The organism is Clostridium sp. BSD2780061688st1 H5 (genome assembly GCF_005845155.1).
GTDB classification, from domain to species: Bacteria; Bacillota; Clostridia; order Lachnospirales; family Lachnospiraceae; genus Claveliimonas; species Claveliimonas intestinigallinarum.
On sequence record NZ_SPGT01000024.1, the window covers coordinates 1 to 13,219 of the forward strand.

General features: G+C 56.5%; 14 protein-coding genes. 12 read left to right on the forward strand and 2 right to left on the reverse strand.

Annotation, left to right across the window (positions count from 1 at the left end):
- Nucleotides 1-232 precede the first annotated feature (232 nt).
- The 6 genes from FGQ86_RS13200 (at nucleotide 233) to FGQ86_RS13225 (ending at nucleotide 4,955) form a co-directional block, all read left to right on the forward strand.
- The gene (locus FGQ86_RS13200; RefSeq protein WP_138304557.1) at nucleotides 233-907 is read left to right on the forward strand and encodes a response regulator transcription factor; all 675 of its coding nucleotides are present in this window, start codon (nucleotides 233-235) and stop codon (nucleotides 905-907) included.
- Nucleotides 904-2,256 carry an ATP-binding protein gene (locus FGQ86_RS13205; RefSeq protein ID WP_347562523.1) on the forward strand — a complete coding sequence of 451 codons (1,353 nt, stop codon included), beginning with the start codon at nucleotides 904-906 and terminating at the stop codon, nucleotides 2,254-2,256. Before FGQ86_RS13200 ends, FGQ86_RS13205 begins: the two co-directional genes overlap by 4 nt.
- A 108-nt stretch (nucleotides 2,257-2,364) precedes the next feature.
- Nucleotides 2,365-2,736 carry a hypothetical protein gene (locus FGQ86_RS13210; RefSeq protein WP_138304561.1) on the forward strand — a complete coding sequence of 124 codons (372 nt, stop codon included), beginning with the start codon at nucleotides 2,365-2,367 and terminating at the stop codon, nucleotides 2,734-2,736.
- Nucleotides 2,737-2,762: 26 nt separating this feature from the next.
- Nucleotides 2,763-3,248: a sigma-70 family RNA polymerase sigma factor gene (locus FGQ86_RS13215; protein ID WP_138304564.1), complete on the forward strand. Its 486-nt coding sequence runs from the start codon at nucleotides 2,763-2,765 to the stop codon at nucleotides 3,246-3,248.
- On the forward strand, nucleotides 3,241-4,101 hold the full coding sequence (locus FGQ86_RS13220; RefSeq protein ID WP_138304567.1) for a hypothetical protein: 861 nt from the start codon (nucleotides 3,241-3,243) through the stop codon (nucleotides 4,099-4,101). The genes FGQ86_RS13215 and FGQ86_RS13220 overlap by 8 nt, the downstream gene beginning before the upstream one ends.
- A gap of 251 nt (nucleotides 4,102-4,352) precedes the next feature.
- Nucleotides 4,353-4,955, forward strand: a complete 603-nt coding sequence (locus FGQ86_RS13225) for a PepSY domain-containing protein (protein ID WP_052083815.1) — start codon at nucleotides 4,353-4,355, stop codon at nucleotides 4,953-4,955.
- A gap of 153 nt (nucleotides 4,956-5,108) precedes the next feature.
- On the opposite strand, the gene aroD is transcribed toward FGQ86_RS13225, so the two are convergent.
- On the reverse strand, nucleotides 5,109-5,876 hold the full coding sequence (gene aroD / locus FGQ86_RS13230) for a type I 3-dehydroquinate dehydratase (RefSeq protein WP_033124563.1): 768 nt from the start codon (nucleotides 5,874-5,876) through the stop codon (nucleotides 5,109-5,111).
- Between the two features lie 14 nt (nucleotides 5,877-5,890).
- Nucleotides 5,891-6,790: a shikimate dehydrogenase gene (locus tag FGQ86_RS13235; protein ID WP_138304568.1), complete on the reverse strand. Its 900-nt coding sequence runs from the start codon at nucleotides 6,788-6,790 to the stop codon at nucleotides 5,891-5,893.
- Between the two features lie 175 nt (nucleotides 6,791-6,965).
- On the opposite strand from FGQ86_RS13235, the gene spoIVA reads away from it, so the two are divergent.
- From spoIVA to hslO, 6 genes are all read left to right on the forward strand, one after another.
- A complete protein-coding gene (spoIVA, locus tag FGQ86_RS13240; protein ID WP_138304570.1) occupies nucleotides 6,966-8,438 on the forward strand; it encodes a stage IV sporulation protein A in 1,473 nt (490 codons plus the stop codon).
- A 276-nt stretch (nucleotides 8,439-8,714) separates the two neighbouring features.
- Nucleotides 8,715-9,413, forward strand: a complete 699-nt coding sequence (locus tag FGQ86_RS13245) for an ABC transporter ATP-binding protein (RefSeq protein WP_033124566.1) — start codon at nucleotides 8,715-8,717, stop codon at nucleotides 9,411-9,413.
- On the forward strand, nucleotides 9,410-10,978 hold the full coding sequence (locus FGQ86_RS13250; RefSeq protein WP_138304572.1) for a putative ABC exporter domain-containing protein: 1,569 nt from the start codon (nucleotides 9,410-9,412) through the stop codon (nucleotides 10,976-10,978). The genes FGQ86_RS13245 and FGQ86_RS13250 overlap by 4 nt, the downstream gene beginning before the upstream one ends.
- A 34-nt stretch (nucleotides 10,979-11,012) precedes the next feature.
- On the forward strand, nucleotides 11,013-11,489 hold the full coding sequence (locus FGQ86_RS13255; RefSeq protein WP_033124568.1) for a methylglyoxal synthase: 477 nt from the start codon (nucleotides 11,013-11,015) through the stop codon (nucleotides 11,487-11,489).
- A complete protein-coding gene (locus tag FGQ86_RS13260) occupies nucleotides 11,490-12,245 on the forward strand; it encodes a class I SAM-dependent methyltransferase (RefSeq protein ID WP_138304574.1) in 756 nt (251 codons plus the stop codon).
- A gap of 85 nt (nucleotides 12,246-12,330) precedes the next feature.
- Nucleotides 12,331-13,218, forward strand: a complete 888-nt coding sequence (gene hslO / locus FGQ86_RS13265) for an Hsp33 family molecular chaperone HslO (RefSeq protein ID WP_138304576.1) — start codon at nucleotides 12,331-12,333, stop codon at nucleotides 13,216-13,218.
- Nucleotide 13,219 lies beyond the last annotated feature (1 nt).

Here is a 13,219-nt window from a genome sequence, read left to right on the forward strand (position 1 = left end):
AGGCAGGACAAAAAATCAGGATGCTTTTTTATCCTTTATAAGAAAATATGGGAGTTGGCATTTTGGCAAAAAGAGTGGTGCTGGAGCTAGGGCTCCAGCACCACCTTTGTCTACAGTCTGAGGATCCGTCTGCTTGACGGATCCTCCTTTGTCATGTAAGGTTAAAAGAAGAGAGAGCAGGAGGGAAATAAAAAATAAAAGAAAAAACACAAGAGCGGATGGAGGGAAACGCATGCGCATTTTAATAGCAGAGGATGAGAAGAGTCTGAACAGGATACTGACCGCCCGGCTGAGGGCGGAGCACTACAGCGTGGACTCCTGCTTTGACGGGCAGGAGGCTCTGGACTATCTGGCGGGGGCGGAGTACGACGCGGTGGTGCTGGACATCATGATGCCGGTCATGGACGGGCTCACGGTGCTCTGGAGGATCCGGGAAAGGGACAAGGCTCTGCCGGTGCTCCTTCTGACTGCCAGGGACAGCATTGAGGACCGGGTGGCAGGACTGGACGCGGGGGCCAACGACTACCTGGTGAAGCCCTTTGCGGTGGAGGAGCTGCTGGCCAGGATACGGGTCATGCTGCGAAGGCCGGAGCAGTCCGGTGAGGGAAACTGCCTGACCGTGGGGGATCTGACCCTGTGCACGGACACCCACAGGGTGACCCGGGCAGGGAAGGAGATCACCCTCTCGGGAAAAGAGTACACGCTCCTGCGGTACATGATGCAGAACCATGGGATCGTGCTCTCCCGGGACAAGCTGGAGCAGCACATATGGAACTATGATTACTCGGGAGGCTCCAATGTCATCGACGTGTATATCCGGTATCTGCGGAGGAAGATCGACGAGGGGCACGAGAGGAAGCTGATACACACAGTCCGGGGAGCCGGCTATGTACTGAGGGCGGAATGATGAAGAGATGGTCTATCAAACTGAAGCTGACCTGCCTGTACGGGGGATTTATGCTCCTCCTCATTGTGGCGGCTCTGGCTATCCTCTTTTCCCTCAGCACCCAGGAGGTTCTCTCCTCTGTGCAGTCAGATCTAAAAGAGCAGGTGCAGGGCAGCGTGGAGGAGCTGGAGGAGGAAGACGGAAAGCTGGAGGTGGACTCGGACTTCTACACTATGGAGAACGGGGTCTATCTGTCCGTGTACAGTGTGGACGGAGATTTTCTGTACGGCCGGATCCCCGCCGGCTTTGGCGGCCAGCCGGATTTTGAGCATGACATCCTGCGGACAGTCCGGGAGGGGCAGGAAACCTTCTATGTGTTTGACATGGAGCAGCGCATCCAGGGGTACGGCTCCGTCTACATCCGGGGGATTACCTCGGTCACCAGGGCGGAGAACAGCTTTACCGTGACGCTGCGGTTTGCCCTCATTCTCCTGCCTGGTCTGGCAGTGGTGATGATCCTTTTGTCCTACTTTTTTGTCAGGAGAGCTCTCTTGCCTGTCAGGAGGATCACGGATACGGTAAAGGAAATACGGGAGGAGGAGGATCTGTCCAGGCGGGTGGATCTGCCGGACGGAAAGGATGAGATCTACCATCTGGCGGACACCTTTGACCAGCTGCTGGCGGAGCTGCAGGAGGCCTTTGCCAGAGAGAGGCAGTTCACCTCGGACGTGTCCCACGAGCTTCGCACGCCGGCTGCGGTGATCCTGCTCCAGAGCGAGGAGCTGCTCGCAGATCCCTCCCTCTCTGAGGAGCAGAGGGAACAGCTGGAGGCGATCCGCAGAAAGGCCAGGGACATGTCCTCCATGATCTCCCAGCTCCTTCTTCTGTCCCGGGCAGACCAGGGGCGTCAGGCACTGCAAAAGGAGTCACTGGACATCAGCGAGTTGACCCAGATGACAGCGGAGGAGCAGCAGCTTCTGGCGCAGGAGTGGCATATTTCCATAGAGACGGACATTGAGCCGGGGATCGTGATGGAGGCAGACGAGAGCTTTTTTATCCGGCTTCTCGTGAACCTGATCTCCAATTCCATCTCCTACGGGCGGGAGGGAGGCACTACAAAGGTGTCCCTGCGCCGGGAGGGGAAAATGGCGGTCCTTGCCGTGGCAGACAACGGCCAGGGCATTGAGGAGAAGGATCTCCCCCGCATCTGGGACCGGTTTTACCGGGCGGACGCCTCCCGCAGCGATGCCGGCCACTCCGGGCTTGGCCTTTCCATTGTAAAATGGATCGCCCTGGAGCACGGCGGGGAGGTGGCTGTGGAGAGTGAAAAGGGGAAGGGCAGCGTCTTCACCTGCAGATTTCCCCTGTAAATAAAAAAGAAAAATCCTTCGGACTTTTGAATGAAACAGAAGCGCTGGATCGTATTCATAGTGAAACAGTAAAAAACAATTTCATTTAAAAAGACGGAGGGATCAGATATGAAGAAAATTACAGCAGTGATCGGAGCAGTGGCGGCGGCAGCCATGATCGGGGGAACAGCGGTCTTTGCGGCGGGACCCGGGTATGGCGCAGCCGGATCCGGATATGGAAGCGGCGGAAACTGCCAGGGAAGCGCTGGCTTGGCCGGGCAGAGCACACGGGTCTGCGAGTACTGCGAGCAGTATGGCGGGCATTACACGGACAGCGATGGGGACGGCATCTGCGACCACTATCAGGCCATGACAGAAGGGAATACAGTCGGCGGCAGCGGGCAGGGCAGACATCTGAGCGGACACCGGGGCGAACACTGGGGCGGACACCAGGGTGAACGTGCAGGAGGGCATCACCAGGCGGAGTGTATCTGGCGCTGAAAGGCAAAGTGAGGGTATGAAGGGGCATGCGCAGTGAGGAAGAGGCAAACAGGGCCATAGAGCTCTATGCGGATACTGTGAAGAGGATCTGCATGGTACATTTGAAAAACAGGGCGGACACAGAGGACATCTTTCAGACTGTCTTTCTGAAATACGTCCTCAGCTCCCAGGTCTTTGAGAGCCCGGAGCACGAGAAGGCGTGGATCATCAGGGTGACAGTGAACGCCTGCAGGGATCTTTTGAAGAGCTTTTTCCGGACAAGGACCGTGCCCCTGGACCAGCTGCCCGAGAGGGTCAAGGGTCAGAAGGAGGACTACAGCGAGCTGCTGGAGGCGGTTCTGTCCCTGCCGGAGAAATATAAAGATGTGGTGTATCTCTATTACTATGAGGGGTACAAAGCAGAAGAGATCGGCCGCCTTCTGGGAAAAAAGGTCAACACTGTTTACACACTCCTTACGAGGGCCAGACACCTGTTAAAAGAGAAGCTGGAAGGGGTGATGGACATTGAGTGAAAAATGGAGAGCGGCCTTTGACCAGGTCCGGGCCGATGAAGAGCTGAAGGAGCACACAAGGGACTATCTGCAAAAAAGAGTGTACAGCAAAAAGAGGATCGGGGGAATTCCTGTCAGGGCAGCGGTGGCGGCGGCAGCCTGCCTTGTTCTCGTGGCTCTCGCATCGGGGGGCAGCTATGTCTTTTTCACCCCCACGGCCTACATCAGCATTGATATCAATCCATCCCTGGAGCTTGGCATCAACCGGTTTGACAGGATCGTGTCCGTGGAGGGCTACAGCGAGGAGGCAAAGGAGCTGCTGGATGAGCTGGACATCCGCTTCCTGCCCTACCAGGAGGGGATCCAGGAGCTTCTGGACAGCACAGGGCTGCAGGACTATCTCGCCCAGGACGGCCTTCTCTCCTTCACGGTGGCGGGAGACAGCGATGAGCAGAGCAGCCAGATACTGGATCACGTGGAGACCTGCGCCAGGGGCCACCAAAACATGCAGTGCCACTTAAGCGGCATGGATGAGATGGAGGCGGCCCACCAGGAGGGCATGTCTGTGGGAAAATACAGGGCCTACCTGGCGCTGAGGGATGTGGATCCGTCTGTGACCCTGGAGGAGGTCAGGGGGATGTCCATGCGCCGGATCCAGGAGCTGCTGGAGTCCTACGGCGTGGATCCCGAGGCGGTTCAGTCTGAAGAGGACTGTGAGAATGGCCAGACAGAGGGCAGCGGCCAGTCCGGGACAGAGGAGGATGCAGGTACCGACACAGAAGAAGACGAAGGAGAGCACGCAGGAGAGAGCGAAGGCAACAGATACCGCCATCACGGAGAAAATGAAGAGGAGGGCGGACACGGGCACCAGTGAATGTAATCCAGTGGCTGCCCGGTATGGTGAGTGCCGGGCAGCCTGCTCTTAAAGCGGATAGCGGGCAGGATAGGGTATCCAATGCGCTACAGTTTAAAAAAAATTACAAATTCTATCTTGTTTTAATCTTTCTTTAATCTTTTCTGGTTATAGTAAGTACAACAAAGGAACACAGCAATCAAATAATCAGGAAAGGGACCGGCCCGGGCAGGGCCGGGAAAGGGAAAGAAAAGATGAGAAGATATAAGAGATTGGCAACAGCACTTCTGGCCGCGGCACTGGCGGCAGGTATTGTGACAGGATGTGGAGCCTCCGGCCGGGATATCGGCCAGGACGAGGCCAAGAGGATCGCCTTTGAGGACGCGGGGGTTAGCGAGTCCGACACATCCAGGCTGAAGGTGGAAAAGGACAGGGATGACGGCATCCTCCAGTATGATGTGCAGTTCAGCGTGGACGAGAAGGAGTACAGCTATGACATCAACGGCGCCAACGGCGAGATCCTCAGCGCGGATGTGGAGACGAAGGGCACAGCCGGCCAGAGCGCAGCAGCCCCTGGCCAGGACAGTGCAGCCGCCGGGACAGGTGATGCGCCGGCCGGCGAAAACGCGGGGAATACCGGGAATGCAGGAAATGCAGCGGGGGCAGCCAATGTGGCTGTCAGTGAGGCGGACGCAAAAGCCGCGGCCCTGGAGAGAGTGCCGGGCGCCACTGAGGCGGATCTCCGCATGGAGCTGGACTTTGACGACGGCTACTACATTTACGAGGGAGACATCATCTACAACCAGAAAGAGTATGAATTTGAGATCGATGCTCAGACAGGCAGCTTCCTGAAGTGGAGTGAGGAGAGACATTAGATTTCAGCATGTTCAGACATGGCAAACACAAAAGCCAGGGCAGGCGCCGGACAAAAGAGTAAGTCCGGCGCCTGCCCTTTAAAATTTTATTTATACAGATGCCCTGCGGGATGTCCGCAGCTGTCTCGCGGCCCTTGTAAGCCTGTGCTTATTTTACACGCCAAGGGCATTGTGGACGGATGTCAGGACCTGGCGCAGCTCCTCGGCGCCGATCTGCCCCGGAGCGGATGCCATGGAGCCTGAGCCGAAGGTGAGGCAGGAGCCGAAGACCTCGCAGGAGAGACGGCTGATGCTGCCAAGGCCGGACATGGACATGGTGATGATGGGCCTGTCCGCATAGTCGGAGGCCATCTCCTCTGTGGCGGCAAGCAGAGTGAGCACGTCCTTTTTGCTTTTTGGCATAACGGCGATCTTGGGGATGTCCGCTCCCATATCCTGCATCTTGCGCAGCCGGTAGACGATGTCGGATTTGGCCGGAGTCTTGTCAAAGTCGTGGTTGGATGCCACCACCTTTGTGCCGGATGCGTGGATGGCGCTGATGAGATCAGAGACGATCTCATCTCCCGTGAAAATCTCCACGTCGATCAGATCCGCCAGGCCTGTGGCGGCCACGGCCTTGTTGAGGGATACGTAGGCGGCAGTGTCCATCTCATGGACGCCGCCCTCTTTCTTTGTGCGGAAGGTGAAAAGAAGAGGAGTGTCCCCCAGCTTTTCCCTGACGCCGGACAGCACGTCCAGCACAGCCTGGGTGTCCTCTACAGCCTCAAACCAGTCCACGCGCCACTCCATCAGGTCCATGGACATGGACTTGTACTGCTCTGTGAGGGAGAGGATTTCCTCCTTCGTCTTTCCCACATTTGGGATGCACACAGCCGGGATGCCGCTTCCCAGCTCCAGATTTCTTACCTTTACTGTATTCATGAACCTTTTCCTCCCTAGTCCTCGTCATCGTCTGTGTAGGCATAGGAGATGCCAAGCTTCTCCTTCATGTACTCGCTGTCCACTCTCTGGCCCAGCATCAGCTCGATGGCCGCGATGGCCTGGAAGAGCATCATGCCCTGGCCGTTCATTGTCTTGCAGCCGGCCTTTCTGGCCATTTTCAGCATGGCTGTCTCGTGGGGAGAGTACACTACATCTGTCACGATCAGGTCCGGGCGGAAGAAGGAGGCGTCCGGAATGTAGGTGATGCCCTCCAGCGGCTTCATGCCCACGCCGGTGGCGTTTGTGAACAGATAGCTGTCAGCCATCTCCGCTTTTAAGCGGTCCAGATCCTCCAGGGGATAGAAGACAGCCTTGCAGTCTGTGTTCTCATTGATCTTTCTCACGGTCTCGATGGCGTTGTCTTTAAATTTATCATCCCTTGCGAAGATGGACATCTCGGCCACGCCGTCCAGGGCGGACTGGATCTGCACAGCTGTGGCGGCTCCGCCGGAGCCCACGATAGTGACCTTCTTGCCTGTAGGGTCAATGCCGTTGTCCTTCAGGGACTGCACATAGCCGATGCCGTCCGTGTTGTGGCCGATCAGGTATCCGTCCTTGTTCACGATGGTGTTGACGGCCCCGCAGAGCTTGGCGGCGGGAGACACCTCGTCCAGATATTTGTGGACGATGGTCTTGTTCGGCATGGAGATATTGGAACCACGCATTTTCAGGGCTCGGAGGCCTTTGATGGCGTCCTCCAGGTCGTCTGCGTCCACCTCGAATGCAAGGTTGACAATATCCACGCCCAGCTTTTCGTAGGCGGCATTGTGGGTAGCAGGTGACTGAGAATGGCGGATTGGGTAGGCCATAAGTCCGATCAGCTCTGTGTGCCCGGTGATCTGGTGTCTTTCCATAATTCATCTCTCCTTTATGATAAAAACTTTGTATGTCTTTATTTTAACAAAACAGGCATTGTCAATCAAATACTTAATATGCATGGAAATCATAGATGAAATCTATCAAATGAAAATTCTAAAAGGGACAGCGCCGGCATATATTCTAACAGCACATGTGGAAGGGGCGCGAACTATGGATCATTATGAGTTATACAAGGACATACAGGTCAGGACAAACGGGGAAATATACATAGGAGTGGTGGGGCCGGTTCGAACCGGAAAGTCCACCTTTATCAAGCGGTTTATGGATGTGCTCGTCCTTCCCCACCTGGAGGATGAGAACGTAAAGGCCAGGACGGTAGATGAGCTCCCCCAGTCTGCCTCCGGCAGGACCATCATGACTACAGAGCCCAAATTTGTCCCCAAGGAGGCGGCAAAGATCGATCTGACGGAGGATGTGTCGGTGAAGATCCGCCTCATCGACTGTGTGGGCTACATGGTGGAGGGGGCGTCGGGACACGAGGAGGAGGGGCAGGAGCGGAAGGTGAAAACTCCCTGGTTTGACTATGAGATACCCTTTACAAAGGCGGCTGCCGTGGGAACGGAGAAGGTCATCCACGAGCACTCCACCATCGGCATTGTGGTGACCACCGACGGCAGTATCGGGGAGATCCCAAGGAGCAGCTACGAGGAGGCGGAGGGGAAGACCATCCGGGAGCTCCAGGGGATCGGGAAGCCCTTTGTGGTGCTGGTGAACAGCCGCCGCCCGGCGGGGGAGGAGGCCAAAAGGACCACGCAGCACATCCGGGATACCTACCAGGTGCAGGCTCTGCCGGTGAACTGCGAGCAGCTGAAGGAGGAGGATATTCACCGGATCATGGAGGCTGTGCTCTTTGAGTTTCCTGTGTCGGAGCTTCAGTTCTTTATCCCCAGGTGGGCAGAGATGCTGCCGCCGGACCACAGGATCAGGCAGGACCTGACAGCCTGCGCCCGGGAGCTGTTGGAGAGAATCGGTCAGATACGGGACGCTGTCTCGGGAATAGACACGCCGGAGAGCCCCTACATAGAGGAGATGCGTCTGGAAAAGATCGAGATGGACACAGGCTGCGTGAAAATACGCATAGACATCGGGGAAGAGTTCTACTACGAGATGCTCAGCGAGATGACCGGGGCACAGATCCAGGGGCAGTACGGCCTCATCTGCGAGCTGAAGAAGCTGTCCGCCATGAAAAATGAGTACGAGTGCGTCAAGGGAGCCTTTGACAGTGTCAGGATGAAAGGCTACGGGGTGGTAAAGCCGGGCCGGGATGAGATCACCCTGGATGAGCCGGAGATCATACGCCAGGGCAACAAGTACGGTGTGAAGATCCGGTCCCACGCCCCCTCCATTCACCTCATCAGGGCGAACATAGAGACAGAGATCGCGCCCATTGTGGGCAGCGAGCAGCAGGCGGAGGACCTGATCCGGTATATCAGGGACAGGAAGGACACAGAGGGAGGTATCTGGGAGACGAATATTTTCGGGAAGACCATCGAGGAGCTGGTGATGGACGGCATGCAGAGCCGGATCTCCATGATCGGAGATGACAGCCAGGCGAAGCTGCAGGACACCATGCAGAAGGTGGTGAACGACATCAATGGGGGGATGGTCTGCATCATTCTGTAGAGGAGGCGTGTTTTCCCGGACTGCCTTAAGGACTTCGCAGGCGCGGAGTCCTTTTCCCGTACGGGCTGCTGACACGGACGAAGGGGGAGTACGAGCCCTATGGGAAGGGGCGGTGGAGGCAGAGCAGATCCTCCCCTTCCTATACCGGCGGGAGAGAAAGAGTGACTGGGCCTGCCGCGTTCCATTTTTGCTGTTGACAGAGATGGTTTTCATGCGTATAATTGTATTATAATATTAATACAAAAAACATCGCGGAATGCACAGGGGGAAGAGACCATGTTAGAGGTACAGGGACTAAGGAAAATGTATGGGAAAAACCTGGCGGTGGATCAGGTCAGCTTTTTTGTGCCGGACGGGAGGATAGGCATCCTTCTTGGCCCCAACGGCGCGGGAAAATCCACCATCATCAAGAGTATAGCGGGGCTTCTCAGGTACGAGGGGCTGATACGGATACAGGGCATCCCCTCCAGGGAGCTGGCGGCCAAGAGGATCTTTGGCTACGTGCCCGAGATCCCCTCCATGTTCGAAGCACTGTCCGTGCGGGAGCATATCGAGTACATCCGGATGGCATACAGGAGCTCCATCACTGACCAGGAGGTGGAGAGCCTTCTTCAGAGATTTGAGATGACAGACAAGGCGGACAAGCTGGGCGGCGAGCTGTCCAAAGGGATGATGCAGAAGGTCAGCATCCTCTGCGCCCTGGCGGTCAAGCCTCAGGTCATCCTCTTTGACGAGCCCATGGTGGGCCTGGATCCCCAGGCCATCCGGGAGCTCAAGGAGGTCATACTGGAGCTGAAGAGTCAGGGGGTGACAGTCCTCATCAGCACCCACATGCTGGAGATGGTGGAGGAGCTCTGGGACGTCATGTTCGTGATGGAGAAGGGACGCATCAAGGCCTCCTTCCGGAAGGAGGATGTGGGGGACAGGGATCTGGATGACCTGTTCTTTGAAGTGACAGGCGGTGAGAAGAGATGAGGGCGCTTTTGTATCTGACAAAGAGAAGCTTTATCAACCGGGCGAGGAAGGCGGTGCGCAAGCCGGTGACCTACCTCTATATCGCGCTGGGCATCTTCTATGTGGTGGGGATCCTGGCAGCCTTTGCCTCCCTGGCGGCGGCCGGTGGCATTGCCTACAAGCAGGGAATCGTCTACGTCATGACAGTGTGGCTCTACTTTATATTCTGCAGCAATTTTCTGTCCTACGCAAAGTTGAAGGGCGTGATCTTCAGGCCCAGCCACGCCCATTTTATCTTCACCGCGCCCATCAGCTCCAAGCTGGTGCTGCTCCACGGGGCGATTTTGAACTACACGGTATCCCTTGTGGCAGATTTTTTGTTCTCCGTGGCGGCAGTGACGATCTTCCACGTGGAGCCGGTCAGGGCTATTCTGCTCTTTGTCTTCTGCTTTGTGTTTGAGACGGCATTTGAGACCAGCCTGATGGTCTTTCTCTACTCCGGGGAGGAGAGGTTTCAGGGGCTGATCCGCCTTCTGCGGCTTCTGATCTATGTCCTTGTGGGAGCGGTGGCCGCGGTGGTGGCCTGGTATCTTGTGAGAGGAGGGCTGAATAAGGAGTCAGTCCTTGCCCTCTTTGAGTCCCCGGCCCTCAGACTCCTTCCGGTGGCGGGCTGGGAGGTGTCGGCGGTAAGCCTTCTCGTGACGGGGCCGGACCGGTGGAATGTGATCGGGACTGTCCTCTTTCTTCTGGCCTGCGCGGGGATGCTCCTGGTGGCCCGGAGGATCCGGTGTACAGGAGCCTACTACGAGGACGCGGCTAAATTCGCGGATGACTACGCGGAGCTGAAAAGGAGGAACCAGAAGGGGGAGAACAGTGTAGGCTTTGGAAAGAAGAAGCTGAAAAAGGCGTCCCTCGCGGGCTGGGGCACGGGGGCCAAGGCGATCTTCAGCCGGCAGCTCCTGGAGTACAAAAAGGAGCGGTTCTTCATTTTTACAGGCTTTACCCTGGCAGCCCTCATAGGGGCAGTGGCCTGCATCTTCTTTGTGGGCAGGCCCGACGAGGAGCTGCCACCGGATCTTCTGCTCATGGGGATTGCCATCTACATGGTCTTTGTGGGCACCGGGTACATGGGAAAATGGGGGAAGGAGCTGGAGCTGCCCTACATTTACCTGATCCCCGAGCCGGCGGCAAAGAAGCTCTGGTACGCCACCTGCACGGAGCACCTGAAGGCCCTGGTGGACGCGGTCATCTTCTGCGTTCCCGTGGGACTGGCCTGGGGCATTTCTATCTGGAAGATCGCGGCCATCATCCTGTCCTATGTGGTGCTCCAGGCCAACCGGCTCTACATCAAGGTGCTGGGGGACAGCCTTCTGGGCGATACCCTGGGGACTACGGGAAAGCAGTTCTTCCTGCTGGGAGTCCAGGGAGGCATCCTGGGCATCGGAGCCCTGGCCAGCATCCCGGCGGCCTACCTGATAAATGCAAATTTGCTCTTTTTAATCGTGCCGATTTATAGTATGATAATTACAGTGCTGATTGCTGCTCTCACCGTTCCGAGATTTGAGTGCATGGAGCAGTGGGATTAGGAAAATAAGGACAACATGCAAGGAGGGTCACACAATGTTGGATGAAGAATTTGTCACGCTTGAGATCGGAAAGACAAAGCATATCGCTCTGGTCGCTCACGACGGCAAGAAGAAGGAGCTGGTGGACTGGTGCGACAGGAATAAAGAGATACTGAAGGGCCATTTTCTCTGCGGGACAGGGACCACGGCCAAGCTCATCGCCGAGAAGACGGGGCTGCCGGTGAAAGGGTTCTGCAGCGGTCCCCTGGGAGGAGACCAGCAGATCGGGGCCAAGATCGTGGAGGGACAGATCGATTTCATGATTTTCCTGTGGGATCCGCTGGAGGCACAGCCCCACGACCCGGATGTGAAGGCGCTTTTGCGCATCGCTGTGGTCTATGACATCCCCATCGCCAACAACCTGGCTACCGCGGATTTCATGCTTAATTCCAGATACATGTCAGAGCCCTACGCGAGAAAGATCGAGAATTTCAACAGGACGATCCAGCAGCGTGTGGAGAGGATGAAATAGATGGCTGAGGCATACGGCAGCTTTTCGGAGGTCTATGACACTTTCATGGATAATGTGCCCTACCGGGAGTGGGCCGGCTACATAGAGGAAAAGCTGAGGCAGCAGGGGATAGAGGAGGGCCTTGTCCTGGATCTGGGATGCGGGACGGGCAGCATGACCGAAGAGCTGGCGGACGCCGGTTACGACATGATCGGGGTGGACAGCTCCCCGGAGATGCTGGAGCAGGCCTTTGAGAAGAAGGAAACAAGCGGCCACGACATCCTCTACCTTCTGCAGGATATGCGGGAGTTTGAGCTCTACGGCACCGTCCGGGCAGTGGTCAGCGCCTGCGACTGTGTCAACTATATCACAGACCCGGAGGAGCTTCTGGAGGTGTTCCGGCTTGTGAACAATTACCTGGATCCGGGAGGCATCTTTCTCTTTGACTTCAACACAGAGTACAAGTACAGGGAGGTGCTGGGCGAGCAGACCATCGCCGAGGACAGGGAGGATTGCAGCTTCATCTGGGACAACTATTACGATGAGGAGGGGCGGATCAACTCCTACGAGCTGACTCTGTTTATCCGGGAGGAGGGGGATCTCTACCGGAAATATAAGGAGCAGCATTTCCAGAGGGCCTACACTCTGGAGGAGATGAAGGAGCTCCTTAAAAGGAGCGGCCTGACCTTTCTGTCAGCCCGGGAGGGCTACACGGACAGGGATGCGGGGCCTGGCAGCGAGAGAATAACCATCATGGCGAGGGAGTGCGGAAAATGATCCGCGCTCCCTTGTCAAGTATGGGAAAAAATATTAAAATGGTACATGAGTCAAAAAAGAGAACAAGAGAAAGGATCAAGAATAGATGACACAGAACACAGATTACATCGTAAGGGCAACCGCCGCGGGAGGGCAGATCAGAGCCTTCGCGGCCACCACAAGGGACCTGGTGGAGGAGGCCAGGAGACGCCACAACACAAGTCCGGTGGCCACAGCGGCCCTGGGGCGCCTGCTGACAGCGGGCGTTATGATGGGCAGCATGATGAAAAATGACACCGACGTGCTGACTCTCCAGATTAACGGCGATGGCCCCCTGGGAGGCATCACAGTGACAGCGGACAGTCAGGGGAATGTGAAGGGCTACGTGCAGAATCCGGACGTGATCCTGCCCCCGAAGAACGGGAAGCTGGATGTGGGGGGAGCCGTGGGCATCGGCCTCCTCACCGTCATCAAGGACATGGGCCTTAAGGAGCCCTACTCGGGCCAGACCATCCTTGTGACAAGCGAGATCGCAGAGGATCTGACCTACTATTTCGCCAATTCAGAGCAGGTGCCCTCCTCTGTGGGGCTGGGCGTGCTCATGGAGAAGGACAACACGGTAAAATGCGCGGGGGGCTTTATCGTGCAGCTCATGCCCTTTGCCGAGGAGAAGGTGATCAGTCGCCTGGAGGAAAATGTGGGAAAGATCACCTCTGTGACAAAGCTTCTGGAGGAGGGCTACACGCCCCAGCAGCTTCTTTCGGATCTGACAGAGGGGCTGGATCTGGAGGTCACAAACACCATGCCCGCCCGGTTCTACTGTAACTGTTCCAAGGAGAGAGTGGAGCGGGCCGTGGCCAGCATCGGGGCAAAGGATATCCAGGAGATGATCGATGAGGGGAAGGATATTGAAGTGAAGTGTCACTTCTGCAATACAGCCTACAATTACTCAGTGGACGAGCTGAAGAGCATACTGAAAAGAAGCAGAAAATAGA